The 25,911-nt window shown below is 70.3% G+C and carries 24 protein-coding genes and 3 pseudogenes; 18 read left to right on the top strand and 9 right to left on the bottom strand.

The window, feature by feature from the left end; genetic code table 11:
• Positions 1–276: 276 nt before the first annotated feature.
• Positions 277–399: a hypothetical protein gene (locus ACFWIS_RS35710; RefSeq protein ID WP_380462067.1), complete on the bottom strand. Its 123-nt coding sequence runs from the start codon at positions 397–399 to the stop codon at positions 277–279.
• A gap of 153 nt (positions 400–552) precedes the next feature.
• Between ACFWIS_RS35710 and ACFWIS_RS35705 the strand changes: the two genes are divergently transcribed.
• Both ACFWIS_RS35705 and ACFWIS_RS35700 read left to right on the top strand, forming a co-directional pair.
• Positions 553–1,137, top strand: a complete 585-nt coding sequence (locus tag ACFWIS_RS35705; protein ID WP_380462068.1) for a hypothetical protein — start codon at positions 553–555, stop codon at positions 1,135–1,137.
• Positions 1,138–1,212: 75 nt separating this feature from the next.
• Entirely contained in the window at positions 1,213–1,485 is a 273-nt protein-coding gene (locus tag ACFWIS_RS35700; protein WP_380462080.1) for a hypothetical protein, read from the top strand.
• A 90-nt stretch (positions 1,486–1,575) separates the two neighbouring features.
• On the opposite strand, the pseudogene ACFWIS_RS35695 reads toward ACFWIS_RS35700, so the two are convergent.
• Together ACFWIS_RS35695 and ACFWIS_RS35690 are read right to left on the bottom strand one after the other, a co-directional pair.
• Positions 1,576–1,647: pseudogene (locus ACFWIS_RS35695) on the bottom strand (hypothetical protein); the annotation flags it as partial.
• Positions 1,648–2,098: 451 nt separating this feature from the next.
• Positions 2,099–2,335 carry a hypothetical protein gene (locus ACFWIS_RS35690; RefSeq protein WP_380462069.1) on the bottom strand — a complete coding sequence of 79 codons (237 nt, stop codon included), beginning with the start codon at positions 2,333–2,335 and terminating at the stop codon, positions 2,099–2,101.
• A gap of 143 nt (positions 2,336–2,478) precedes the next feature.
• Between ACFWIS_RS35690 and ACFWIS_RS35685 the strand changes: the two genes are divergently transcribed.
• The 6 genes from ACFWIS_RS35685 (at position 2,479) to ACFWIS_RS35660 (ending at position 10,228) form a co-directional block, all read left to right on the top strand.
• Positions 2,479–3,174, top strand: coding sequence for a hypothetical protein (locus tag ACFWIS_RS35685; protein ID WP_380462071.1), 696 nt, complete (start codon positions 2,479–2,481; stop codon positions 3,172–3,174).
• Positions 3,175–4,066: 892 nt separating this feature from the next.
• The gene (locus tag ACFWIS_RS35680; RefSeq protein ID WP_380462073.1) at positions 4,067–4,606 is read left to right on the top strand and encodes a TetR/AcrR family transcriptional regulator; all 540 of its coding nucleotides are present in this window, start codon (positions 4,067–4,069) and stop codon (positions 4,604–4,606) included.
• 153 nt (positions 4,607–4,759) lie between these two features.
• Positions 4,760–5,968, top strand: a complete 1,209-nt coding sequence (locus tag ACFWIS_RS35675; RefSeq protein ID WP_380462074.1) for a sensor histidine kinase — start codon at positions 4,760–4,762, stop codon at positions 5,966–5,968.
• 373 nt (positions 5,969–6,341) lie between these two features.
• A complete protein-coding gene (locus ACFWIS_RS35670) occupies positions 6,342–7,766 on the top strand; it encodes a flavin monoamine oxidase family protein (protein ID WP_380462075.1) in 1,425 nt (474 codons plus the stop codon).
• Between the two features lie 370 nt (positions 7,767–8,136).
• Complete coding sequence (locus ACFWIS_RS35665) at positions 8,137–9,774, top strand: serine/threonine-protein kinase (RefSeq protein ID WP_380462076.1); 1,638 nt, start codon at positions 8,137–8,139, stop codon at positions 9,772–9,774.
• A gap of 199 nt (positions 9,775–9,973) precedes the next feature.
• Positions 9,974–10,228 (top strand): FAD-dependent oxidoreductase, encoded by a 255-nt coding sequence (locus ACFWIS_RS35660; RefSeq protein WP_380462078.1) that lies wholly within the window; start codon positions 9,974–9,976, stop codon positions 10,226–10,228.
• Between the two features lie 15 nt (positions 10,229–10,243).
• Here ACFWIS_RS35660 and ACFWIS_RS35655 read toward each other — a convergent pair whose 3' ends face one another.
• From ACFWIS_RS35655 to ACFWIS_RS35640, 4 genes are all read right to left on the bottom strand, one after another.
• On the bottom strand, positions 10,244–10,816 hold the full coding sequence (locus ACFWIS_RS35655) for an IS3 family transposase (RefSeq protein WP_380524228.1): 573 nt from the start codon (positions 10,814–10,816) through the stop codon (positions 10,244–10,246).
• Between the two features lie 63 nt (positions 10,817–10,879).
• Positions 10,880–12,295 carry an APC family permease gene (locus tag ACFWIS_RS35650; protein WP_380462051.1) on the bottom strand — a complete coding sequence of 472 codons (1,416 nt, stop codon included), beginning with the start codon at positions 12,293–12,295 and terminating at the stop codon, positions 10,880–10,882.
• Positions 12,296–12,494: 199 nt separating this feature from the next.
• Complete coding sequence (locus ACFWIS_RS35645) at positions 12,495–13,901, bottom strand: flavin monoamine oxidase family protein (protein WP_380462053.1); 1,407 nt, start codon at positions 13,899–13,901, stop codon at positions 12,495–12,497.
• 380 nt (positions 13,902–14,281) lie between these two features.
• On the bottom strand, positions 14,282–14,653 hold the full coding sequence (locus tag ACFWIS_RS35640; RefSeq protein ID WP_380462054.1) for a CAP domain-containing protein: 372 nt from the start codon (positions 14,651–14,653) through the stop codon (positions 14,282–14,284).
• A gap of 818 nt (positions 14,654–15,471) precedes the next feature.
• Between ACFWIS_RS35640 and ACFWIS_RS35635 the strand changes: the two genes are divergently transcribed.
• The 10 genes and pseudogenes from ACFWIS_RS35635 to ACFWIS_RS35590 form a co-directional block, all read left to right on the top strand.
• Positions 15,472–17,127: a sigma-70 family RNA polymerase sigma factor gene (locus tag ACFWIS_RS35635; RefSeq protein WP_380462055.1), complete on the top strand. Its 1,656-nt coding sequence runs from the start codon at positions 15,472–15,474 to the stop codon at positions 17,125–17,127.
• A 19-nt stretch (positions 17,128–17,146) separates the two neighbouring features.
• Positions 17,147–17,983: a DUF4436 family protein gene (locus tag ACFWIS_RS35630; protein ID WP_380462056.1), complete on the top strand. Its 837-nt coding sequence runs from the start codon at positions 17,147–17,149 to the stop codon at positions 17,981–17,983.
• A 298-nt stretch (positions 17,984–18,281) separates the two neighbouring features.
• Positions 18,282–18,413: a hypothetical protein gene (locus tag ACFWIS_RS35625; RefSeq protein ID WP_380524227.1), complete on the top strand. Its 132-nt coding sequence runs from the start codon at positions 18,282–18,284 to the stop codon at positions 18,411–18,413.
• Between the two features lie 12 nt (positions 18,414–18,425).
• Positions 18,426–19,433: pseudogene (locus ACFWIS_RS35620) on the top strand (lipid-transfer protein); the annotation flags it as partial.
• 3 nt (positions 19,434–19,436) lie between these two features.
• Positions 19,437–19,895, top strand: coding sequence for a MaoC family dehydratase N-terminal domain-containing protein (locus tag ACFWIS_RS35615; RefSeq protein WP_380462058.1), 459 nt, complete (start codon positions 19,437–19,439; stop codon positions 19,893–19,895).
• Entirely contained in the window at positions 19,892–20,293 is a 402-nt protein-coding gene (locus ACFWIS_RS35610) for a MaoC/PaaZ C-terminal domain-containing protein (RefSeq protein WP_380462059.1), read from the top strand. Before ACFWIS_RS35615 ends, ACFWIS_RS35610 begins: the two co-directional genes overlap by 4 nt.
• 16 nt (positions 20,294–20,309) lie before the next feature.
• Positions 20,310–21,137, top strand: coding sequence for an SDR family NAD(P)-dependent oxidoreductase (locus ACFWIS_RS35605; RefSeq protein WP_380462060.1), 828 nt, complete (start codon positions 20,310–20,312; stop codon positions 21,135–21,137).
• Positions 21,138–21,198: 61 nt separating this feature from the next.
• Positions 21,199–22,347, top strand: a complete 1,149-nt coding sequence (locus ACFWIS_RS35600; protein WP_380462062.1) for an acyl-CoA dehydrogenase family protein — start codon at positions 21,199–21,201, stop codon at positions 22,345–22,347.
• Positions 22,348–22,488: 141 nt separating this feature from the next.
• The gene (locus ACFWIS_RS35595) at positions 22,489–23,739 is read left to right on the top strand and encodes a TetR/AcrR family transcriptional regulator (RefSeq protein ID WP_380462063.1); all 1,251 of its coding nucleotides are present in this window, start codon (positions 22,489–22,491) and stop codon (positions 23,737–23,739) included.
• A 63-nt stretch (positions 23,740–23,802) separates the two neighbouring features.
• Positions 23,803–24,033, top strand: a pseudogene (locus ACFWIS_RS35590) (transposase); the annotation flags it as partial.
• Positions 24,034–24,418: 385 nt separating this feature from the next.
• On the opposite strand, the gene ACFWIS_RS35585 reads toward ACFWIS_RS35590, so the two are convergent.
• Together ACFWIS_RS35585 and ACFWIS_RS35580 are read right to left on the bottom strand one after the other, a co-directional pair.
• Positions 24,419–24,961: an AAA family ATPase gene (locus ACFWIS_RS35585; RefSeq protein ID WP_380462064.1), complete on the bottom strand. Its 543-nt coding sequence runs from the start codon at positions 24,959–24,961 to the stop codon at positions 24,419–24,421.
• Between the two features lie 67 nt (positions 24,962–25,028).
• Positions 25,029–25,421: a hypothetical protein gene (locus ACFWIS_RS35580; RefSeq protein ID WP_380462066.1), complete on the bottom strand. Its 393-nt coding sequence runs from the start codon at positions 25,419–25,421 to the stop codon at positions 25,029–25,031.
• Between the last annotated feature and the right edge of the window lie 490 nt (positions 25,422–25,911).

The raw sequence follows: 25,911 nt of genomic DNA, 5'->3' as shown, positions 1-25,911 counted from the left end.
CTCACCTCCGTCACCAGCCCCGGGAAAGACCTCGGACAGGTCGCCGTCGAACAGGTCATGGCGAGGATCACCGCCACCGCCGCCGGCCACGAACCCGAGGACCAGCTCCACCTCATGGCACCGGAACTGATCATCCGCGAAAGCACCGCCCCGGCCCCGCACCACACCTGACAGCCGCTCTCGCCCCCGGCGCCCGGGGGGTACGGGGCCTCGTCGCGCGCTGAACACCGAGGGGGGGGGGGGGGCCCCCGGGGCCGCCCCACCCCCGACTGGTAACTATCCAGGTCGGCGCACATTTCCCCGGGGCTTGAGGGGGATGCCGGGGAGATCGGGGGCGGGGAGGCGGTCGCCGGGGTAGCCCTGGACCTCGCCGAAGCGGGTGGGGTTCGCGGAGCTCATCCATTCCTCGCGGGCTCGGGTGATGTCTTCGTGAGAGCGCCCGATGAAGTTCCACCACATACCACATGATTTGCGTTTCTTCCCAGGCCAGAGGTGTGGCGGACCATCTGCGCTCAGCAAATCGTCAGCATCGGACGATGGAGACCGCAGACGATGGCACCGAGGACCCTGGCCCGCGGCATGGGCACCTTCTTCAAGACCTGCGAGCACCCGCAGGTGCGGTGGTCGAAATGCCCGCACACCTACGTGATCCGGTTCCGCAACGCCTCCGGGCGGCAGACCGAGGAGTCCGGCTTCGCCACCCAGGACAAGGCGATCGACCGGCTCACCGAGATCTACCGGGCGAAGCGCGAGAACCCCTGGGGCCAGAGCAAGGCCGAGCGCAACCGCAAGTACGGCGCGATGAACGTGGGTGCCTACACCGAAGAGTGGAAGGCCGGCCAGCGCGCGCTCGCCCCAGCGTCGCTGCGGCACCTCGACTCCCTGCTGGAGCACCATCTCTACCCGGCGTTCCACAGCCGCCGGATGGCCACCTTCGACCACAAGGTCGTCGACGCCTCCATCCAGACCATGGAGCGTAACGGCGTCGGCCTGGCCACCCAGGCCAACGCCTTCGACAAGCTCAAGTCGTTCCGCGCTTTCGACCCCAGCGAGGTCCGCCCCGCCTTCCTAGGCGGCATCATCATCGAGCAGGCCACCGAACTCGCCACCCCCGTCTCCATCATCGGCGGGATCTAGACGAGGAGTTCCGAAGTCAGTTGGCTTTGCTGCTTCTGCTTCGGATATGCAGGAAGGGTGTCCAGCGTTCGGGTTGTGACGACCGAAGAGCTGGACACCCTTCTGACCGGACTCTACGTGCAGATCGATGATTATCTGCCCCGAACGCGTTGGCTGGGCCGCCCGCCGCGGCTGACGGGCTCGAAACTGGTGTGCCTGGCCGTGGCCCAGGTGCTGGTGGGCTTTCACTCCGAGGATCGCTGGATCCGCATCGCCCGTGCCCACCTGCGTGGCATGTTCTCCTACCTGGCCGAACGACCCGGCTGCGACAAGCACTTGCACGCTGCCCGGGACAGCCGCGCTCTCTGACGGGGAGGGGAAGGGTCGTGCGAAGCACCAGCTGTGTACGGCGCGCACAAGGAAGTAGCCGCCGGTCGTCGCCTCCAGGTTCCACTTCTGGTGGCCGCCGTCCTGGAACGGCCACTGGATGACGGTGGTGCCGTCGTCCTTCTTCTCGCCGTTGACGGACACGGCCTTGTCGCTGTGCCGGGCGATCAGCGCGGCGGTGAACACGGCAGTCATCGAAACCACACTCCTCATGAAGGGCGCTGCTCAAGTCGGCAGGCCCTGACGTACTGGCCTTCCTGAACCTGTCATCGACACCGCCGAAAGAAGGGACGGGTCTGCATCAAACCGCCCGTTGGAATGAACCTGCCCACCGAGGGCATGACAGCGGGTCAGCCCTCCCGATTGGGCTCACCAACTGCCCTCACCCCCACGCCACACGGCGGCACCTGCGCTCCCACTTCCGGCTGGCGGCGAGCGGTCACACCTGGCTGCGGGAGGGGACCTGCGACCGGGCTCCGTGCGGCAGGCGGCAGTCGTCGACATCGCCGAGTGCCCGGTCGGCGCCTTCGCGCCACATCTTTCCCAGCTTGCCTGCCAAGGGGCGCCCCGGAATCACCATGTGCGCAGAAGCGTTTTAGCGGTCCATCCGGCGTGCGACTTCCGCCGCGTAGTCGGGGCGCGTGTTGCCAGCCTCCTGGGACCAGTCCGGGGCGGTGCGCAGGTTGATCCCGAGCAGGTCGCTGAGGACGGAGGCGGGACGTTCGGCGGCCGGGTCCAGCAGGGCGGTGGAGCGCCCGGCGCGGGTCTTGATGCCCAGCTCGTACAGCCTCGCCGCCTGGCGCTGGGCGCTGATCGGGTGCCCGGCGCGCACGCCGGGGAACAGCCACGGGTGGTCGTCGTTGTGGCCGAGGGCCCCGAAGCCGCGGCGGGTGCGGACCAGCTCGCGGACAGGTCGGCCAGCGGCTGGGGGATCTCCAGCGGCTTGGTACCCAGTTGTAGGTGGAGAGCCGTGCCATGGTTGTGGAGGTGGCCGGTGGTCAGGTGGGTGATCCGGCTGACACTCTGGCCGTAGAGCAGGACCACGCAGCCGGCCACGCGGTCACCCGTCGCCACGGTGGTGTCGTGCAGCAGGCGTCTGCTGATGCTCCACCGCAGCTGTGCGTCGGCAAGTACGTCCTGGCCGCGGCTGCTTCGGCGCCCGGGAACTTCCAGCGGGCGACAGTGGCCGCGGTGGGCAGACCAGATGAGGAAGTTGCGGACCAGAAGGCGGCCTGCCTGGTCGGAGGTGAGCCACCGGTCGATGTCGGCCTGGGTGCAGGCGGCCAGGCTGGTGCCGTGCGCGCGCAGCCAGGCCAGCAGGCGAATCGCGGCCCTGACATCCCCTCGCGCGGTCTGGAACTGGCCGTACGTCAGCGGCCGGCCCCGGGCGCGGCGCCGGAGCTTGTTCAGGTGGAACCAGGTCGCGAAGCTCCGGATGACGGCCCGCTCGTCCTGGTCGCCGATGGCAGCGACGGTCTCGGGCAGCCACCGCTCGAAGGCGGCCAGGTGCTCATCGCGGCTCGGCAGGACGCCGTGGGCACTCAGTGCGGCGCGCGGGTGGCTGACTGCCTTGGGCGGCTGCATGGTGTCGAGCACGGCGTGGGTGAGTGGCCCGGTGCTCTCGCACAGCCGCGCCACCAGCTCGCGGCTGCTGGGGCGCTTGAGCCATAGCAGGAGCGAGGACGGCGGGCCGGCGGTCAGCGCCGCGGCGATCGGCTCGTGGTGCGGGTGGACCTCGCCGTCCGGCCCGGCGAGCAGGGTGCGCAGTTGGTGCCGAGCAGCGCAGGCGGGGCACAGGCCGTGGTGGTGGAGGCGCTCCAGGTTTCCGCATTCCGTGCAGTGCCGGAAGGAGAGAGGGGCCTCAAGGTAGCAGACCTTGCACAGCAGTCGGCCGCCAGTGGTTCGGGCGTGGACGGGACGGACGGTGCCGCAAGCCGAGCACGGCTCGCGGCGGCTGCAGGTGTTGCACAGCGGCCCGCCGTCGGCGGCGCGCCCGTGGATGGTGCGGTAGACGCCGCACCGTGAGCATGCGGTGCGGTTGCCCATCCGGGTGCAGTTCGCGCAGCGCGGGGCGTCGGTGTCGGCGTAGTGGCAGGGCTTGCTCACCCGGCAGACGGAGCACACCGCGACAGGGGGTGCCTCTATGTCCTTCGTCAAGGCTGCGCGGGTCATGCGGGCACGGTTTCGGGGGTGCGGGTCTCGTAGAGGGTGCCGTTGCGGAGCATGGCGAACAGGACGCTGATGCGTTGCCGGGCGAGGCGGAGGAGGGCCTGGGTGTCATGGGCGACCCGACATCCGCACCTGGTGGAGTGGACACAACGCGCCGACTCGCTGCCTTGACGGGCATGGCGGTGGCTGGGGCCGGATTGACGGTGCTCCAGTCAGGCGCCGGGTGGATTCCCGGCGGAAACGGTGTGGACGCGAAAGGGCCGCGCGTCATCGGGAGCAGGTCAGGCCTGGGGGAACGGCGGTAACCCCTCTGTTCAGTACAATGAGGCTGATACTGCAGAGGATGCATTGAGGCATCAATGTGTCAACAGGGGCATGGGGAGTTGGCTCGGCGATGCGTACCGACGCGATGGAGGTCCTGGATTCGGCGATCCCGGTCCTGGCCAAGGACCGGGCAGCGTCCATGCAGGTCATCGCTAAACGGGCGGGTATCAGTCGGGCGACCCTGGTCCGCCTGTTCCCCACCCGGCAGCACCTGGTGCAGGCCATGGCCGCCAAGATCCTCGACGACTGTGACCGGGCCTTGTCTCGCGCCGGGGCCGACACCGCCCCCTTGCAGCAGGTGCTCGCCGCCCTGGTGGCCGAGTACCCGCCGTTCGCCCAGTTGTGGAACCTCGTCTACGTCGAACCCGATGTCCTCGGCGTACCCGAGGCCAGTGCCCGGGCCGACGCGATCTTCGACCGGACCGTCAAGTTCTTCAAGCGCGGTCAGAAGGCCGGGCTGCTGCGTAATGACATGCCGGCCACCTGGCTGGCCTCGACCTTCTGCGGTCTGGCCGAGACCGCGTGGGAGCTGACCCTCGAAGGCGACATGGGTCCCCGCCAGGCTCCGGACTTCATCACGGCGATCCTCCTCCACGGTGCGGCCGCCTGACCGCTCCCGGGGTCCGAAGCGAGCGGTGCCCCCGATCCTCGAGTGCCAGGCGGCCGCGCCGTACACGGCGTCGAGGAACCACGCAGCGCTCACCGCCGAGGGCGGCGTCCGCGGCGCGCCGACTGAACCGAGCGACGTGGGAGCATGCCCCCCATGCACCAACCCTCCGACGAGCAGTCCGAGCCGCCGCACGTCGCCGGACATCCGCAATCGTCCCTCTCTGAGGCGCTGCCGAGCCTGCCGGTCCGACTGCCGAAGGCCGTCGTCGCCCTCACCCCGACCGTCATCCTCCTACTGGTGTTCGTTCCGCTGGCCCTGACCAACGGCGACAACCTCGGCCCCAGCCGCTCCACCACGCTCAACGCGACCCTGATCGCCATCGGCTCGCTCGCCCTCGCCTTCCGTCGGCGGGCCCCTGTGGCGGTGGCCGTGCTCACTCTGTTGAGCGGTACGCTGCCGCTCGCCATCGCCCTCTACGAACTGGCCGCCCGCCGTGGCACCACCCGAACCCTGGCCGTGCTCGCTGTCCTCGCCGAGATCCGACTGCTGATTCCCATCGACCTCTCCGACTTGACCACGCTCTCCGCCGTCGCCGGCATCGTCGAGGACCCGCTCGTCTACGGCGTCGTCCCGCTCGCCCTCGGCGTGGCCGCCCACCAGCGCACCCGCGCCGTCGGCGTCCTCCTCGAACGCAACCGCCTGCTGGAAGAGACCCGCCAGTACGCCGAGGAGCGCGCCGCCGCCACTGAACGCGCCCGCCTCGCACGGGAGATGCACGATGTCGTCTCCAACCGGGTTTCCCTCATCACCCTGCACGCTGGCGCCGCCCAGGTCGCCCAGGCCGACGATCCGGACGCCGTGCGCCAGACCCTCGGTCTCATCCGTACCCTCGGCCTCCAGGCACTCGCCGAACTGCGCGGCCTGCTCGGCGTCCTCACCCCAGGCCCTGACCAGGTTCCCTCGCTGCGCGGCCTGCCTGCCCTGGTCGGTGAATCCCGGCAGGCGGGCCTCAACGTCGACCTCGTTCTCACCGGGCCACCCCCCGAGCAGCCCACACCCGGCCCCGCCGTCCAGTACGCCGCCTACCGGATCGTCCAGGAGGCACTCACCAACGCCCACAAGCACGCCCCGGACGCCGAGGTGACCGTCACTGTCGAAACCAGCCGGGACGACCTGCACATCGTCGTGGTCAACGCGCCCGGTGGCACCGGCTGCGAACCCGAACTGCCCTCCGGCGGCCACGGTCTCGACGGCATGCGCACTCGCGCCGACGACCTCGGCGGCTCCTTCGGCGCTGGCCCCACCCCCGACGGTGGCTTCGCCGTCCACGCCCGCCTTCCGCTGGCCGGCCCGGAGGCGTGACATCGAGGTCGCCACCGCCGATCCGATCCTCCTCGGCGGCGGAATAGCGACCGTCGGCTACAGCCGCCTGCGCGAACCCACCAGTCGTCCTTCAATGCCTCTGTTGACACACTGCTGTTTCAAAGTATCCTCTGTTGCGTCGGCCTCGCTCCACAGCGAGGCGGGTTGCGGCTGGTCGGCGTCCCACGTGGCGTACGCCGGTGGGCCGGCGATCCCATGCCCGCCACAGTGAAGGGGAGGCCGTCCCCGACCAGACGGGTGCCCTCTTCGAAGCCTGCGTGGCTTCCTCGCACGAGCGGGCCGCCGAACGCGACGGAGCGTTCGGCGACACCCTCGTATCGGCCCGTGTCAGAAAGCAGATCGGTCAACAGTCATGACGATGCATCGCCGGCACTTCCTGCGGAGCGTAGGCCTGGGACTGCCCAGCCTCGCCGTTCTCGCCTCCCTCTCCGCCTGTGGCGACAACGGGGACGACGGCGACGGCGCGGGCGGCGCCGATGGGAACGGGACGCCGGGCCCGTCCGGGCGCAAGAAGGTGATCGTCGTCGGGGCGGGGATCAGCGGCCTGGGCGCTGCCCGGTACCTGGCCGACAAGGGGCACGACGTGTCGGTGCTCGAAGCGCGCGACCGTATCGGCGGGCGGATCTGGACCAGTGAGAAGTGGTCCGGCACGCCGCTCGATCTCGGCGCGTCGTGGATCCACGGCATCGACGGCAACCCGATCACTGATCTGGCTAAGAAGGCTGGCGCGAAGACCGCGGTGACCGACCTCGAAAGCGTCACCGACTACCTCGCGAGCGGCCAGGAGATCGAGGGTGCCCAGGCCCAGGCGCTCGAACGCTGGCGGAAGGCCACGGCTAACGCGCTGTTGTCCTTTCAGAAGAAGGACGACGACGACGCCTCGGTCCGCAGCGTCGTCCAGAACGCGCTGGGCTGGTCGAAGCTCTCGGACAGCGACAAGGCCCTGGTCTCCTACGCGCTGAACGACTACGAGCACGAGTACTCGGGCAGCGTCGACCAGATGTCGGCGCTGTACTTCGACGACGACGCCAAGATCAAGGGCAAGGACGTCCTGTTCCCGGGCGGCTACGGGGCCATCACCGACTACCTGGCCAAGGGACTTTCGGTGCGGACCGGGCAGGTCGTCAAGCAGATCGACTGGGCCTCCGGCGGCGTGACGGTCACCACTGACAAGGGCGCCTTCCAGGCCGACCACGTCGTGGTCACGCTGCCGCTGGGCGTCCTGCAGAGCGGGTCGGTCAAGTTCGGCCCAGGCCTGCCGAAGGACAAGACCACTGCCATCGGCAAGCTCGGCACGGGTGTCCTCAACAAGTGTTACCTGCGCTTCCCCAAGGTGTTCTGGGCGGACACCGACTGGCTGGAGTACGTGCCGGACCTGAACAAGTACGGACAGTGGGCCCAGTGGATCAACGTCGCCCGCCCCACCGGCCAGCCGGTGCTGCTCGGCTTCAACGCCGCCGACTTCGGCCGCACCATCGAGAGCTGGAGCGACACCCAGATCGTCGACAGCGCCATGAGCACCCTGAAGACCGTCTACGGCGGCAACATCCCCCAGCCGACGGACTACCAGATCACCCGCTGGGCCTCCGACCCGTACGCGTGTGGCTCGTACTCGTTCACCAAGCTCGGCGCCACGTCCGAGATGCGCAACCAGCTGGCGGCCGCCGTGGACGGCCGGGTGCACTTCGCGGGCGAGGCGACGGACCGCAAGGACTACGCCACCGTCCACGGCGCCTACCGGTCGGGCCTGCGCGCGGCCAAGGAGATCGCCGGCTGACACAGCCGGCCGACCGAGTGACGGAACGCTGATCGTTCCCCGTCGTGTGGGCGGCGGGAAAACAATCCGGCTGCCGTCCACCAGGACCCCGCCGGGCGGCCCGTGGCGCCCGCGGGACGGCGGCCCCCGTCGGTGCGTACCCCCGAACGCGCCGGCGGGGGCGTGCGGCGCGGCACCCCGCAACCCGAACACGCCCTCGTGACCGGCCGCGACACCTTGCGCGACTGGTCGAACGGGCCCGCCCCGGGCAGTGATCGCTACCGCATCTGATCCGGTGCGATTCCGGACGCCGACGGGTATCTGGGCGTCGGCGCTGCCGCCCGTGCCACCGCGTCCCCGTCCCCACCGCATGACCTGCTGGAGTACATTCATGACCGCGCAGCCCTTCGGCGTCCTGTCTTCCTCGGCCTTCGAGGCACTGACTCCGGACGACCCCGGCGAGGTCGGCGGGTACCGGCTGCGTGCGCGGCTCGGCGCGGGCGGCATGGGCCGCGTGTACCTCGCGTACACCCCCGGCGGTCGCCCGGTCGCCCTCAAGGTGGTCCGGCCCGAACTCGCCGAGGACCCCGAGTTCCGCCACCGCTTCGCCCAGGAAGTCGCCAGCGCCCGCCGCATCCACAGCCTCTACACCGCCCAGGTGGTCGACGCCGGCACCGACGACCCCTCCCCCTGGCTGGCCACCACCTTCGTGCCCGGCCCTTCCCTCCAGCAGGCCGTCCAACGCCATGGCCCGCTGCCCGAACGCACCGTCCTGCTGCTGCTCGCCGGTGTCGCCGAAGCCCTGCAGGCGATCCACGCCGCAGGCGTCGTCCACCGCGATCTCAAGCCCGGCAACGTCCTGGTGGCCGCCGACGGCCCGCGCGTCATCGACTTCGGCATCGCCCGCGCCGCCGACGCGAGCCCGCTCACCGGCACCGGCCTGCGCATCGGTTCACCCGGCTTCATGGCCCCCGAGCAGGCCCTCGGACAGCCCGCCACCCCGGCCACCGACGTCTTCGCCCTGGGCGCCCTGATCGCTTTCATCGGCTCCGGCGTGTCCCCCTTCGGGGACGGGCCCGAGCCCACCGCGCTCTACCGGGCGGTCCACGAGGAGCCGGACCTCTCCCGCCTGCCGCACGGACTGCACGAGCTGGTCCGATACTGCCTGGCCAAGAACCCCGAGGACCGGCCCGGCACAGCCTGGTTGATCGAGGCCGTCCGCAGCCATCCCGCGACCAGCGGTGAACTGCGCTTCTCCGAAGGCTGGTTGCCCCCGAAGGTCAGCGGCGAACTGAACCGCCACACCGACCTGCCGGCCACACCTGTCCCGTCGGTCACCGTCCTCGACGCGGCCCGGGGCGGGGCCTTGACCACCCGTGTCCTGCCCGTCTCGGCAGCCACCCGTCTGCAGCCGGAGCCCGCCGTCCCGAAACCGGTTGCCACGACCAGACGCAGAGCCGCGGCCACCGCGCGCCGGGGCGCCCGCACCGCGTTCGTCACGACGGCCACGCTCCTCATCGGCGCAGCAGCGGCCTTCTTCCTGCTCGACTACACCGAATACTTCGACGACTCCGCCGAGCCGAACACCGCCGTCACAGGCAGCCTCCCCCCGTCAGCCGCACCCACCGCCGCCTCCACCTCCCCGTCCGCGGCCCCCGGCTACACCGCCGTGTACACGAACCTCGAACTCACTTCCCCCGACCGCGACCACGAGTTCGACCTCAAGGCCGGAAAGGTCACCCAGGACACCTCCGCCTGGTACCTGGCCCGCCAGCCCGGCGCCTTCTACATCCCCGAGGACAGCGACGCCTACATCGCCCCTCCCGGCCCTCTCACGCTCCCCGATTGCCTCAAGGGCGTCGAAACGCAGCCCACCTCCGCCCTGCCCTTCACCACCCTGCGCGCCGACCGCACCTTCTGCGTCCGTTCCCACGGCGCCCAGGACATCGCGGTCATCCGCATTCTCACCACCGCCACGAACGACGGCCCGGTCAAGGTCTCCGTCACCTACTACCGCCACACCGTCTGACCGCCTGCCTCGTTGCGCCCGCAGCCGAACCTCGGCGGGGCCGGGGCCTGCAGATCCTGTGCCATCCGACCGCCTCGGGGCGTCGGGCGGCCCATCCGAGGCGGTGGGACCCCTTTTCCCGCACGTCGGCGCGCGCACGGAAGCGCGCGCCGACGTTTCGTAGAAGTCCGTACACATATCGAAGATCGGTAGACAGCCAATGACGATGCAACGCCGACGCTTCCTGGCGAACATGGGGGTGGGCCTGACTGGCGCCGCCGTGATCGGTTCCCTGTCCGCCTTCGCCACCTCAGACAGCGATCCCGCAGCTGGGGTTGTCCCGCCCGTACTGTCCGGCCGTGGTGACGTGATTGTCGTCGGTGCGGGGATCAGTGGTCTGGCGGCGGCACGATACCTGGCCGACAAGGGGCAGAGCGTCCTGTTGCTGGAGGCGCGGACTGTCCATCCCCTGTAATCGTGGAGTCCTCCGCTATGCGGCCTCGGCTCGTGCCTTGCTGACGGACCGTTCGAACTCAACGGGAGGCAGTCCGCCGGCCGCGCCGTGTCGACGGCGGGTGTTGTAGAAGCCGGTGATCCAGGTCGCGATCTTCAGCCGTGCCTCAGCCCGAGTGGCGAAGCGGTGCCGGTAGATGTACTCGACCTTGATCGTGGAGTGGAAGCTCTCCGCCGCGGCATTGTCGAGAGCCGACCCGACCCGCCCCATGGATTGGACGACGCCAAGCCTGTCGCACAGGTTGTTGTAGGCCGCGCTGCAGTATTCGCTGCCGCGATCCGAGTGAAAGATCACCCCGTCCACCTGGTCGCCCCTCGTGGCCGCGGCCATCTCCAGCGAGGCGCTGACCAGCGCGGCGTCGTGGTGAGCGCCCATCGCGTAGCCGAGCAGACGCCGCGAGAACAGATCGATGATTGTAGCCAGGTAGAGCTTGCCATCGCCCGTGTCGATCTCGGTCATGTCGCCGACCCACAGCACGTGCGGCGCCACGGCGTCGAAGTGGCGATGCACAAGGTCGCGGGCGGTCTTCCGCTTGCCCTGCCGGGTCAGCGACCGGCGCCGGCACGGGTGCGCACGGCGCGGGCCCGGGTTGGCCTGCGCCCCTGCGTCGGGCTATGCCTCGGCGACCTCGGTGCGGCGGCGGTGCCGGGCCATCGGGGGGTAGAGCAGCGCGCAGGCGCCGACGGCGATGAGGCAGTAGGTGACCGCCCTGGTGCCGTTCTCCGTGTAACTCTGCCATGCGGCCCAGGTGCAGACGCCGGTCAGGCTCAGGGCGACGAGGGAAAGGCCGAAGGGGCCGCCCGGGACGCGGTAGGGGCGTTCCAGGTGCGGCTCGCGCGCGCGCAGCGCGATGAGTGCGGCGACTTCGAGCAGCAGCGTGATGTTGGCGAGGAAGACGTCCACGATGATCAGGTTGCCGAAGCTGCTCAGGCAGAACAGGGCGTAAATCACGGACGAGCCGATGAGGGAGGCGACGGGCACCTGGCGGCGGGCGGTCCTTCTCGCCATCCAGCGCGGGAAGTAGCCGTCCTGGGCCAGGACGAAGGGCACGCGGGCGCTGGAGGTGAGGAGCGCGGAGAACATCGCGGCCGAGGCGATCATGCCGCCAACCGTCACGGCGCTCCGCAGCCACGGTCCGCCCAGGACTCCGGCCACGGCCGAGAAGGAGCCGCTGTGCCAGCTCTTCCAGCCGGCCGGACCGTCCGGCCCGAGCGTGAGCGAGGCGAGTGCCGGCAGCAGGTAGCCGGCGGTGATGACCACGACGGACAGGGCGAGTGCCCGCGGCAGGTGCTTGCGCGGGTTGTCGATCTCACCGGCGAAGGCCGAGACGTCGTCCCAGCCGCTGTAGTTCCACATGGCGAGGAAGAGTCCGGCGCCGAAGGCGCTTGCGATCGACTGGTCCGGGCGGCTGGTCAGCTGCGGAACGGGGCCGACGCCGCCGCCGAGCAGGTGCGCGAAGCCGGCGACGCTCAGCAGCAGCAGCGGAGTGAGGCAGACCACTGCGAACACGACAGCGGAGGCACCGACCCGTGCCGTACCCGTCAGGTTGATCAGGACGGCGACGGTGATGACGGCGAGGCAGACGCACCAGTGCAGGTCGAACTGGAGGTGGCCCACGGCGAACAGCACGTGCTCGCCCGGTGCGGCCCAGTCGACCACGGACTGCAGGTAGCCGGTGAACAGGACCGGGTACACGGCCAGGTCCACGAAGCCGCCCAGCCAGCTGAGCATGCCCTGCTGGAAACCCCAGAAGCGTCCCAGCCCGCGCCGCACCCAGTGGTAGTAGCCGCCGTCGACGGGGATTGCCGTGCCGAGTTCGGCGCAGACCATCGCGTGCGGAACGCTGTAGACGAGGGGTGTCACCAGGAGCAGCAGCAGGCCGATGCCGGGACCGGAGGCGGAGAACAGGCCCTCGATGCCGTAGGCCCCGCCGGAGACGCTGAAGAAGATCAGCGCGACCAGGGGCGCGAGCTTCACGTTCTGGGCGGGGGAGGGCAGCTGGGCCGCCGGGGCGGCTGCTGCGGTCACGGCAGTGACGTTCGGTGGCACTTCTCACCTTGATCCGGCGGGCGACGGGCAACGAGCCGGGTGATTATCTCCACGGAATCGCCAGGTGGCACATCCGGTTGGCGTCGCCAACCGCCCTGAGCCGTCGATCACGGAGAGTCATGGGCGACGCCGTCGGCCCGGGAGCGGTGAGCCGTCGGGGCCAGCGACGGCGCAGGGGTCAGCCAGCGATCTCCTTGGCCGCGCGGATGCCCGACAGGTAGGCGCCGTGGACGGTGGCGAAGGACTGGCGGTTGGTCGCCTCCCCGGCGAAGTGGACCCGGCCGTCGATGGCGGCCGCCAGCTGGTCGCGCATGTCGGGTGTCGAGCCGAGCTTGTTGAAGGAGTAGGAGCCCAGTGCGTAGGGGTCGGAGGCCCAGCGGGTGATCTGGTACTCGGTCGGGGCGGGGATGTCGTTGCCGAAGATCGTCTTGAGCGTCGTCATGGCGCTGTCGACGACTTGGTTGTCGCTCCAGCCCTCGCTCGTGCGGGCGAAGTCTGCGGCGTTGAAGCCCAGCAGCACCGGCTGGCCGGTGGGGCGGGCGACGTTGATCCACTGCTCCCACTGCCCGTAGTGGCTCAGGTCGGGAACGTAGGTCAGCCAGTCGGTGTCCGGCCAGAACACCTTCGGGAAGTGCAGGTAGCACTTGTCGAGCACGCCCATCCCGAGCCGACCGATGGCGGCGGTCTTGGCCTGGGGCAGGGCGGGGCCGAATCTGACCGCCCCGCTCTGCAGGACGCCCAGCGGCAGCGTGACCACGACGTGGTCGGCCTGGAAGGTGCCCTTGTCGGTGGTGACCGTCACGCCGCCGGAGTTCCAGTCGATCTGCTTCACGACCTGCCCGGTCCGGACCGACAGTCCCTTGGCCAGGTGGTCGGTCACGGCGCCGTAGCCGTCGGGGAACAGCACGTCCTTGCCGCTGATCTTGGCGTCGTCGTCGAAGTACAGGCCGGACATCTGGTCGACGCTGCCCGCGTACTCGTGCTCGTAGTCGTTCAGCGCGAAGGAGACCAGGGTCCTGTCGGAATCGGGCAGGTTCGACCAGCCCAGCGCGTTCTGGACGACGGTGCGCACCGCCTCGTCCTGGTTGTCGCCGCCCTGGAACGTCGACAGCGCCTTCGCGGTGTCCTGCTGCCACCGCTGGAGCGCCTGCGCCTGGGCGCCCGCGATCTCCTGGCCGTCGGTGGTGTAGTCGGTGGAGCTCGCGGGGTCGGTGACCACCGTGCGCGCGCCAGCCTGCTGCGCAAGGTCGGTGATCGGGTTGCCGTCGATGCCGTGGATCCACGACGCGCCCAGGTCGAGCGGAACCCCGGACCACTGCCGGCTGGTCCAGATCCGCCCGCCGATCCGGTCGCGCGCTTCGAGTACCGACACCTGGTGGCCCTTGTCGGCCAGGTACCGGGCGGCGCCGAGACCGCTGATCCCGGCGCCGACGACGACCACCTTCCGGCCTCCGGACGCGCTGGACGGACTGTTCTCCTGGCCGCCGTCCCCGCCGTTGTCGCAGGCGGACAACGAGGCGAGGAGGGCGAAGCTGGGCAGACCCAGACCCATGCTCCTCAGGAAGCGACGGCGATGCATCGTCATGCCTTCTCCACCGATCTGCGATCCGACACCGGCTGACTACGAGGATGTCGGTGAATGCCCCGCCACGCCCGCCGTTCCGCCCGCTGGTGGCACACCGCTCGGGCCGCTGGGCGCGACTGCGCCCAGGCGGGTGCCCCGTCGTGTGCGGCGACGGGCAGCAACCCGCCCGGTGCCCACCTGTACGCCATTAGGTAACGGGCAGGGTGGGTCCAGCCCTGCACTGGCGCCGAAGCCGGTTCGAGAGCCATCCCGCCGTCTTCAGGTGCCGCCGTCCGGGCTGTCCGCGCGGGGTCGAGCTCTGGACAACCATCAGCGGTCCGTGCTCAGCCAGCGTGCGGAGCAGGTACCGTCACGCCGCGCTGCGGGCCTGTCGGTGCCGGTCAGTGAGCGTCGGAGAAGTTGTGCACTCCCCACCAACCGGTCCCGTCGTGGTAGATGCCCACGCCTACTTCGGTGAACGACGGGTTGGTCTGGGCCGCGTAGTGGCCGGGGCTGTGGCGCCACATGGACTGGAACTGCTCGGCCGCTTCCTGGGCGGTCATGGACGCATCGCTCCACCAGACGATGTTCTCGCCGATCCAGGTGCGCGAGCCGGTCACCAGGTACGCCTTGTCGTCACTGGTGGAGTGTCCGAAGCCCGTGGTGCTCATGTGCTGGGCCCACGTGCGGGCGAAGTCCGACAGGTCGGCGCGCAGCGTCAGCGGGGGCAGGCCGCGGGTCGCGCGTTCGCCGTTGAGGAGCTGCAGCGACATGGCTTCGGCGTCACTGGTGCTCTGGGAGGTGGTTCGGGGCCCGGGGATCTTCGGGTCCGGTCCGACCGGCCCGTCAGCCGGGGAGGCGGCCTTCGTGGCGGGCGGCGCGGCTGCCACGGGTGTGCCGCCGCCCGCCGCGCCGTCGGTCCTGGTGTCGGCCGGCCGCGTGGCCGGGGTCCGGGACGCGGTCTTGTGCGCGGAGGGCGACGCGCTGGCGGATGCCGAGCTGCGCGGCGAGGCGGAAGCCGAGGCGGACGGGCCGGCGGAGCCCGTCGCGGACGGCGAGGCGGAAGCGGACGCGGAGGTCGGCACGGTGGCCGGCGGAGGGGCGAGGGCGGGGGCACTCGGCACCGGTATGTCACGGGCCGCCGAGACCCGAGCCGCGTCGCGGCCTGCGGAGTTCGCTCCGGACAGCGTGGTGTATCCGGCAATACCGGCCACGGTCAGTGCGGCGGCCGCCGAGATCGCGATGGTCCGGCTTCGTGCGGGGGCGGCGCCATGGCGCCGGGTACGCCAGCGGTGCGCCCCGCGGCCCGGTGCCGGGGCGGGCGCGTCCGCCCCGGCCGGGCGCTGCCACGGTCCGTCCCCGTGCTGCCGCGGTAGAGGGAACTGGGTCGTGGGGTCGTCATTCATGCTGGTCTGCCTCCTGAGGGTGCGAGTCGGTGTTCGTTCCGACGCCCTGGGAGAACTGGCGGGCCGGGCCGCGATAACGGAAAAAATCCGAGAGAACTTTGATCCGGGTTTCTTGTTATCCGCTTTTTCGCAACAGGTCTCCGGCAGATGGGGGGCCGTGTGATCGGGACGAGCGAGGACAGTGGATGCAGGTCACAAGCGGTATGGACACCGAGGTGGTCGCGGCTGCGCGCGCCGGGGACGAGCAGGCTCGGGACCGGCTGGTAGCCGGGTGTCTGCCGCTGGTCTACAACGTCGTCGGCCGGGCGATGAACGGGCATCCGGACGTGGACGACGTGGTGCAGGAGACCATGATCCGCGTGGTGAACGGGCTCGACGGAGTACGGGACCTGGCCTCGTTCCGGTCCTGGCTGGTCGCGGTCGCGATGAACGAGGTGCGGCGCTGCTGGTCCACCCGGCGGGCCGCAAGCGTCTCGGGCCTGGATGACGTGGCCCAGGTCGCCGACCCGTCCGGGGACTTCGTCGGCCTGACGGTGCTGCGGCTGGGCCTGTCCGGTCAGCGCCGGGAGACCGCCGAGGCGACCCGCTGGCTGGACGAGAACGACCGCGACCTGCTCTCCCTGTGGTGGCAGGAGGCGGCCGGGCAGCTCACCCGGGCAGAGCTGGCGACCGCGATGGAGCTGTCCCCGCAGCACGCGGCCGTGCGGGTGCAGCGGATGAAGGAGCAGTTGGAGATCAGCCGTACGGTGGTCCGGGCGCTGGCCGCGACGCCGCGTTGCCCGGCGCTGGACGAGGTCGTCGCCGGCTGGGACGGCCGGCCGAGCCCGCTGTTGCGCAAGCGGATCGCCCGGCACACCCGCTCCTGCGGCGAGTGCTCGGATTTCGGCCGGGACCTGGTGCCGGCCGAGGGGCTGCTGTCGGGCCTCATCCTGGTGATCCCCCCGCACGGCTTCGGCCACTTCTCGCTCACCAGCGGGTTCGCGACGCCCACCACGCATGCCTTCGCGAGCTCCACCGCCGGCCACACCACGGCGGCCCACTCCTCGGCGCACCTGGCGACGCCGATCGCAGGGCCACTCAACTCACCCGAGCCGCAGGCGCTTCAGCAGCTCTCCCACAGCGAGTCGCTCTCCGACGGTGCGGGGCAGCCGGGCGGCTTGCACAGACGGGCCGCCGGGCGCGGCGCGAACCGGCGACTGCGACACGGCGCCCAGCTGGCCGGCACGCTCGCCATCGCGGCCGTCGCCCTGGCCGTTGTCCGGGTACTCCCGGAGCAGTCGTCCCATGTCGCCGCGCCGGTCGCCGAACCGTCGCCCGAGACCGCCACGGCCATCGTCACACCGCCTCCGGTACCGGGCACCGCCGACCTTGCCAGCCCGACCCCGCCCCCGAGCCCCAGCGCCAGTTCGAGCGTCAGCCCGAAGCCGTCCAGCACCCCGCGCCCGACCGCCGGCGCACCCGGCCTGGAACGGCAGCTGATCGACCTGATCAACACCGCCCGGGCGAAGAACGGCTGTCAGGCGCTGCACATCGACCCCAAGCTGCACAGCGCGGCCCAGCAGCACGCCCAGGACATGGCCGCCAACCACTACTTCGACCATGTCGACCAGCAGGGCCGCCACGCGGACGGCCGGATCACCGCGGCCGGATACCAGTGGAGCCTGTGGGGCGAGAACCTCGACCGGAACACCAAGTCGCCCGCTCAGGTGCTGAACGACTGGATGGACGGCGCGATCCACCAGGAGAGCATGCTGGACTGCCAGTACACCGACGCCGGTGTCGGGATCGCCTCTGCGATAGGTGGCCCGCTGTGGACACTGGACGTCGCCGCACCAAGCTGACGCCCGCCCGCCCGGCCATTTGCGCCGACCTCGGGAGTGGTGTGGGTCCGGGATCGGGCTGTACCTCAATGAGCGCAACACTCGTGAGCAGGCGTACGAGCTGGGCATTCCCTCTGCTCCGGACTGGATCGAACTGGAGGTCACCGCCCAGGACGTGGACCCGGCGGCCCAGCGGCTGACGTTGTACGTCACCGCCGTCCCGCACGGAAGGTTCGCCGCCGGCCCCGACTCCCAGGCCTTCGCCCGCCCCGTGGAGATCACCGCCACGGGCGCCGCCAAGACGACCATCAAGGCCGCCGAGGGTGAAACCGCGGCACCGCAGCTGTTCCACGCCGAGACGTACGGCGGCACCGCCACCGACTACCCCTTCGACCGCTACCGCACGGAGGCGAGCTTCACCGCCACCAGCGGCGGCACGGCCGTGCCGGTGGGCCTGAACTTCACCGACGCCGACCCGTTCTTCGTCCTCCACCCCGAGGCCACCGCCGCCACCGGAACGGTGGTCCTGGATGCCAAGATCACCCGCTCCCGCAGCACCTTCATCCTGGCCTGGTTCATGATCGCGGCCATGTGGGCACTCGCCCTGGCCGTCCTCGGCGCCGCCGAAGTGCTCTATCGCAAGCGCGAGGGCCTCATTTGGCCCTCCCTCGGCTGGATGGCCGCGACGATCTTCGCCCTGATCGGCATGCGCAACGCCGCCCCCGGCTCACCCCCCATCGGATCGCTCATCGACTACGTCGCCTTCTTCTGGGCCGAGGGCATCATCGCGGCCAGCCTGACCTGCACTGTCCTGTCCGGCATCCGCACCGAGCACCAGCAGCGCCGCGAACGGGAAGCCGCCGCAGACGGGCAGTGACGGCCGGCCCCGGCGGCTGCATCGCCCGGCCGACGTCGTCGGTGCGGACGAGCTGCCCCGGGGCCGGAGCCCGCGCCCTTGGCGCTGCGCGTGTTCGGCAGCCGCCGGATGCGCCGGGACTGGCCGCACCCGCCGTGATCGCGATGCGGGTTCGGCGCCCTCCGGGGCTACGCGATCTCGGAGCTTCATCCGACCTCTTCCGCGCTAAGTGAATGAGCAGTAGTCTCTGATCTTCCAAGAGGTGGAGCGGAAGGCTGGGGCTGCCATGGCATCGAGGGTGACCGTCGCGGGCGTAGGGATGATCCCGTTCACAACGCCGAGGAACAGTGAGTCCTACGACGTCATGGGCGAGCGGGCGGCGCGGATCGCGCTCGCCGACGCGGGGGTCGACTACGCCCTCGTACAGCAGGCGTACGTCGGCTATGTGTAGGGCGATTCGTGTTGTGGTCAGGCTGCTCTGTACGGCCTGGGTCAGAGCGGCATCCCGATCGTGAACGTGAACAACAACTGCTCGACCGGATCCTCGGCGCTGTTCCTGGCTCGGCAGGCGGTCGAGAGCGGCATGGCGGACTGCGTGCTCGTTCTGGGCTTCGAGCAGATGCAGCGTGGTGCACTGGCGTCGCACTGGCAGGACCGGACCAGCCCATTCGCCCGCTTCGACGAGGTGGCCCGCGCCGTTCAGGGTGAATCGGACGCCCCGTTCGCGGCGCGGTACTTCGGCGGCGCCGGCGCGGCCTACGCCAAGGAGTACGGCCTGGCCGAGGACACCTTCGCCATGATCGCGGTCAAGGCGCGCAGGCACGCGGCGAACAACCCGTACGCGGTGTTCCGCGACCCGGTGACGGTCGAGGAGGTGCTCGCCTCACCGCGGATCTACGGTCCGCTGACCCGGCTGCAGTGCTGCCCGCCGACCTGCGGCGCGGCGGCGGCGGTGCTGTGCTCGGAGGACTTCGCCCGCCGACACGGGCTGCGCACCGATGTGGCGATCACGGCACAGGCGATGACCACGGACTACCCGTCGACCTTCGCGGAGGCGGACCTGCGCAAGGCAGTCGGCTACGACATGTCGAAGGCCGCGGCGGAGCAGGTCTACGAGCAGGCCGGCATCGGGCCGCAGGACGTGCGGGTCGTCGAGCTGCACGACTGCTTCACCACCAACGAGCTGCTCACCTACGAGGCGCTGGGCCTGACGCCGGAGGGCACGGCGGAGAGGTTCGTCTGCGACGGCGACAACACCTACGGCGGCCGCGTGGTCACCAACCCCTCCGGCGGCCTGTTGTCGAAGGGCCACCCGCTGGGCGCGACCGGGTTGGCCCAGTGCACCGAGCTGGTCTGGCAGCTGCGCGGCCACGCCCAGGCGCGGCAGGTGGAGGGCGTGACGGTGGCGTTGCAGCACAACATCGGGCTCGGCGGTGCCGCTGTGGTGACGCTGTACCAGAAGGTGGGCTGAGCGATGGCGATCGACCCGGAGGCGGCCGGAAAGCTGGTGCTCGACCCGGTCACGGTCCAGGTGGAGCGAGGCCGACTGCGCTTCTTCGCCAAGGCCACCGGCCAGACGGACCCCGTGTACACGGATGTGGACGCCGCCGGGCGGGCGGGCCACCGGGACCTGCCGGTTCCGCCGACGTTCTTCTTCAGCCTGGAGCTGGAGGCGCCCGAGCCGTTCGCCTACCTGGCCGCGCTGGACGTGGATCTGCGCCGGGTGCTGCACGGCGAGCAGGCGTTCACCTACCACCGGCCGGCCTACGCGGGTGACACCCTCACCCTCCGGCCGCGCATCGTCGACGTGTACAGCAAGAAGGGCGGAGCGCTGGACTTCCTCGTCAAGCAGACCGACGTCCACCGCGGAAGCGAGCTGATCGCCGAGACGCGGAGCGTCCTCGTGGTGCGCAACCCGGAGGTGCCTCAGTGATCATCTCCAAGCGTGTCGAGGTCGGCACCGAGCTGCCCGTGCTGCGCATCGCGCCGATCTCCCGGACCACGCTGGCACTGTTCGCGGGCGCGTCCGGCGACCACAACCCGATCCACATCGACCTCGACGTGGCGCAGTCCGCAGGCCTGGACGACGTGTTCGCACACGGGATGCTCTCCATGGCCTACCTGGGCCGGCTGCTCACCGACTGGGTGCCGCAGGAACGGATCCGCTCCTACCGGGTGCGCTTCGCCGCCATCACCCCCGTACGCGCCTCCTTGACCTGCACCGCCAGCGTCGTGTCCGTCGAGGACGGCCTGGCCACGCTCGTCCTCACCGTCGCCATGGACGACGGCACCCTCACCCTCGCCGGCGACGCGGTCGTCGCGCTGGACTGAAAGGAACGTGATCCGCATGGGACAGCTCGACGGCAAGGTCGCCATCATCTCCGGCTCGGGCCGCGGCATCGGCCGTGAGATCGCGCTCAAGCTGGCCGCCGACGGCGCCGCCGTGGTCGTCAACGACCTGGACGCCGGGCCCGCCAAGGAGACGGTGGCCGCGATCGAGGCCATCGGGGGGCGGGCGGTCGCCTGTCCGGGCAGCGTCACCGAGAAGGGCTTCGCCGAGCACTTCGTGCAGACGGCCGCCGACACCTTCGGCGGTCCGGACATCATCGTCAACAACGCCGGCTACACCTGGGACAGCGTCATCCAGAAGATGACCGACGAGCAGTGGGACGCGATCCTGGACGTGCACCTCAAGGCGCCGTTCCGGATCCTGCGGGCCGCCCAGCCGGTGATCTCCGCGGCAGCCAGGCGCGCCGCGCAGGCCGGTGAGCCGGTGCCGTGCCGCAAGGTCGTCAACATCTCCTCGATCGCCGGGCTCGGCGGCAACCCGGGCCAGGCCAACTACGCCGCTGCGAAGGCCGGGGTCACCGGCCTGACCAGGACGCTGGCCAAGGAGTGGGGCCGCTACAACGTGACGGTCAACACGGTGGCGTTCGGGCTGATCAGGACCCGACTGACGGAGACCCCCGCCGGTGACGGGACGATCGACGTGCAGGGTAAGGAGATCAAGGTCGGCGTCAGCCCCGACCTGATGTCCGCGATGGAGCACGCGATCCCGCTCGGCCGCGCGGGCACCCCGGCGGAGGCCGCGGGCTCGGTCTACCTGTTCTGCATCCCCGAGTCGGACTACGTCAGCGGGCAGACCCTCATCTGCGGCGGCGGGCTCGTGATCTGACACCGCGCTCCGCGCGGACCTTCGAGACTCCTCTCCAACCTTCAAACAACCGGAGACACACGTGAAACGGATCCTGTTCGACGCCGAGCACGAGGCCTACCGCGAGAGCGTTCGGACCTTCCTGGACAAGGAAGTCGTGCCCCACTTCGCGGACTGGGAGAAGGCCGGCATCGTGCCGCGCGCGTTGTTCACCGGACTGGGCCGCCTCGGCGCCCTCGGCATCGCCGTGCCCGAGGAGTTCGGCGGTGCGGGGGCCGGCGACTTCCGCTACAACGTGATCCTGCAGGAGGAAGCGGCCCGCGCGGCGGTCTTCCCGGCGCTGCTCGGCCCCGCGCTGCACGCCGACATCTGCATGCCCTACTTCCTCGAATCCACCACCGACGAGCAGAAGACCCGCTGGCTTCCCGGCATCGCCTCCGGTGAACTGATCACCGCGGTCGCCATGACAGAACCGGGCACCGGATCCGACCTGGCCGGGATCCGCACCAAGGCGGTCCGCGACGGCGACCACTACGTCATCGACGGCGCGAAGACCTTCATCACCAACGGCGTCAACTCCGACCTGGTGATCGTCGCGGTCCGCACCGGCGAGCATCCGCACCGCGGCCTGAGCCTGATCGTCGTCGAACGCGGCACCCCGGGCTTCGAACGCGGCCGCAACCTGGAGAAGGTCGGACTACACGCCCAGGACACCGCCGAACTGTCCTTCACCGGCGCCCGGGTGCCGGTGGCCAACCTGCTCGGCACCGAGGGCGAAGGCTTCTTCGCCCTGACCAGGAACCTCGCGCAGGAGCGGATCTCCGTCGCGGTGTCCGGTCTGGCCCAGGCCACTGCCGCGTTCGACTGGACCACCGCCTACGTCCGCGACCGCAAGGCCTTCGGCAAGCCCATCGGATCACTGCAGGTGATCCGGCACCGGCTCGCCGAGCTGGCCACCGAGATCGACGTGGCCCAGCACTACCTGGACCGCTGCGTCCTCGTGCTCAACGAGGGCGAGCTGACCGCCGTCGACGCCGCCAAGGCCAAGTGGTGGTGCACCGAACTGCAGGGCAGGGTCGTCGACGCCTGCGTGCAACTCCACGGCGGATACGGCTACATGCTCGAATACCCCATCGCCCGAGCCTGGCAGGACAGTCGAGTCACCCGCATCTACGCGGGCACGACCGAGATCATGAAGGAGATCATCGGCCGCTCCCTCAACCTCGGATAGCTGCTTCTGGAGCAGCCCGTACGCATCCGGATCAGGCAGTATTCACCAGCAGGAGTCGAACAGGAAATACTGGCCGGGAGGCGGACACCAAGTCCACCGAGGTCTGAAACAGCATGGGCCACTCGCGGCGAGGAGGAGACAGTGACGGTCGGCACGGCGGGATCCTCGCCCCCCGCGCGCGGCACCCGGCCCCGCAACCGCCGGGGGCTGGTGATCGCCGCGGCACGGGAGCTCTTCTGCAGACACGGCTACGCGAACGTCGCCATGAGCGACATCGCCGGCGCCGTGAACATCAGCCCCTCGGCCCTGTACCGGCACTTCCGCGGCAAGCAGGAACTCCTCCACGCCGTCACCGCCGAGGCACTGGAGTCCTGCCTGGACGGGCTGAGGACCGCCGAACCCGGCCACCTCGACGCACTGCTCCTCACGTTCGCCGAGACCTCGCTGGCCCGTCGCGAGCTCGGCGTGCTCTGGCAGCGCGAAGCCCGCAACCTCCCCACCGAACAACGCGCCGAACTCGCAGAGCACCTACACACTGCGCGGCGTACGCTCGCCGAGCAGATGACCACCTCCCGGCCGGAGCTGGACCACGCCCACGCGGAGCTGCTTGCCTGGAGCATCCTCGATGTCGCGGTCAGCCTTTCCTACCAGCACGCCGACCTGCCCGAACCCGACTACCGGAACCTGATCGCGGACCTGATGCGCTGCGTGGCGACGGCCGAACTCCCCGACCTCGGTGAACACACCGCCGACCGCCCCAGCGGCGCGCAGGCCCTGGAGCCCCGGTCCCGCCGCGAGAGCCTGCTCGCCGCAGCGACCCGCCTGTTCGCCGAACGCGGATACGCGGCAGTCACGCTGGAGGACACCGGCAGCACCGTCGGTATCGCCGGACAGAGCATCTACAACCACTTCTCCAGCAAGCACGACCTCCTCGCCGCAGCGATGAACCGCAGCGCCGAACGGCTGTGGCTGGACCTGACCGAGGTGCTCGCATCCGCACAGGACCACGCGGACGCGCTACGCTCGCTGGTCCTGCGATACGCGCGGTTCGCACTCGCCCACCAGCACCTGGTCACGCTCATCGTCACCGAGACCGAACACCTGCAGGACGACGACAGGCAACGGACGCTCCAGACCCAACGCGACTACATCGACGAATGGCTACACCTCATGCGTGCCGTCCACCCGGCCATGCCCCCCGCGGAGGCACGCGTCCGCGTACAGGCAGTCCTCACCATCACCAACGACATCGCCCGAACACCCCGGCTGCGCACCCGCTCAGGCACCGAGGGGAACGTTCACCGCCTCGGCTGCAGTCTCCTGGGCCTGGACGACACATCCCTTGCCGGTGCACGGACCAATGCCACGTCAACCAATCGTCCGGACCGCTGAGGAACGGCCCACCGATTGGTGCTGCACGCGCCATCGGTGCTGCGGCCAGCCGTTTGTGCTGGCGAGATCAAGAACCGTGGCGTCGCGGACGTCTGCATGGTCGTCTGCGACGGCCTCAAGGGCCTCCCGGACGCCATCGCCGCAGTCTGGCCGCAGGCCGTCACCCAGACCTGCATCGTCCACCTGATCCGGGCCTCGTTCCGCTACGCGGCCCGGCAGGACTGGGACAAGATCTCCAAGGCGCTCAAGCCCGTCTACACCGCTCCGACCGAGGACGCCGCACTCGAGCGGTTCGTGGAGTTCACCGTCGTAGCGGCTGGTCTCGAAGTCGATCACGGCGATCCGCAGTCGCCCGCGTTCGTCGGTGTCGGCGAGGAGGTTGCGGGCGGTGAGGTCCAGGTGGGTGGGCTGGGACTTCTGCGGGGGAGGGTCTCCAACTGGTCGATGGCGGCCAGGGCGAAGTCGAGTTCGGTGGTGCTGAGGGGGTGGGTCGGTCCCGTGAGCTGGGCGCGCAGGTAGGCGGCGCGCTGGCGGCCGAACTCCGTGATCGTCTGCGGCGGGTCGGCTTCGTGGAAGCGGCGCAGGAGGCGGACGGTTGCGGTGGTGCCGGGCCAACTGAGGTCGGCGACGACCTCGGCCGGCCCGGTGAGGCGCGCTATCGCCTCGGAGACGGTGGCGGTCACAGGGCGCCGATGCTCTTCAACGCCTGGTCGGTGACCTGGCGGGGGATGAGGTGGGTGGTGTCGATGACCTCGGCGTCGGCGGCGAGCCAGCCGTCGTGCGCCTCGGTGTAGACCGGCAGCTTGCGGCGGCGGAAGGCGCGGACCTTCTCGCTGCGCGCCTCGTCGTCGGGGAACTCGATGCTGGCGTCGATGCGGGCGCTGACGGTGTCCGGGTCGGCGTGGAGGAGGAAGTGCTGGAGCGGGATGCCGGCGACCCGGATGGCCCCGTGGATCTCGGCGGCGTAGTCCTGGCGCAGCAGGGTCATCGGGATGATCACCGGGTTGCCGTCGTTCTCGGCGTGGCAGCGGATGGCCACCTCAGCGACCAGGGGGCGCCAGGCCGGGATGTCCTGGAAGTCGCGGTACTTGTCGGGGAAAACCGCACGGAGGAGGAAGCCGACCTCCTCGGCGTCGAAGAGGACGGCACCGGGCAGCTCGGCCAGCAGGGTGGTGGCGAGGGTGGTCTTGCCGCCGCCGAACGGGCCGTTAATCCAGATCACGGTCACGGGGTCTCGCGTTCGTCGCTGGGTACTGGTTGTTGGGCCAACTGCGTGAGCTGGCCCGGGGTTACGACGTGCGGGTGCTGCTGCCAGGGTTGCACCCGGCGGGCAGGACGGGCACACGCCGCTGGTAGAGGGAGAGGTGGAACCGGTCGGCCCGGACAAGCCAGAGCCGGTCCAACTCGGGCACCAGGTCGGTGGGGACGTCGAGTCGGATGGTCAGCGGCCCCGGCGCGAGGTCGGTGGTGGTGTGGGCGTAGCTGCCGGAGCGGCTGCTGCGCGGGCGCAGGTGGATGGCGAGCAGGCCGCGGTCGGGGCCGTCGACGGTGAGGGTGAAGGGCCGGCCCGGTTGGACGGTGACGGGGGCGTGGACGGTCGGAGGGGGCTGGTCGGCGGGGTGGCTGTCGGCGGGGCCGCAGCGCGGGCAGGTGATGGCGATGCGGTCGCACGGGCCGAGCACTTCGCCCGGGACCTGCCGGTCGGGGGTTCGCAGGCATGCTCGGCGAGGCCGTCCAGCGCCTGGGCTGGGAAATGTCCCGCAGGGCCTGGCTCTAATAACTGGCTTGAAGCAAGATCGTCGGCGAGGGCGACGGACGGCATGGTTGCTGTCTTCTCCGGCCCGCGCCGCTCTGGTGGTGACGGTCCTTCGGCAGTCGGCGAGGGGGCCGTGGCAGGGCCTCCGCCGGTTCTCGCGGCGGCACCCGACGATGACTTCCCGGGCTCCGTGAGTGCCCCGGTCGTTTCTGACGGGCCGTCAGCAAACCCAGCATTGAGTCAGCATTGGGCCTGTCAGGCGCTGTCGCGGATGGTCGAACGGTGTCGCGCGTCGCGTGCCGAGTGTCGACAGGAGCGCTTCAAGTGGGCGTAGGGGGACTCCGGCTCGGGGGTGGGGGGGGCGGGGGCGCCGCCCCCCCCCCCGGGTACAAACCCGGGGCGCGCCCCGGTTCCCC

This window comes from Kitasatospora sp. NPDC127060 (assembly GCF_042724935.1).
In the GTDB taxonomy this organism is placed as follows: Bacteria; Actinomycetota; Actinomycetes; order Streptomycetales; family Streptomycetaceae; genus Kitasatospora.
The sequence above is the reverse complement of the archived record's forward strand: the minus strand, read 5'-3'. Positions and strand labels throughout refer to the sequence as shown.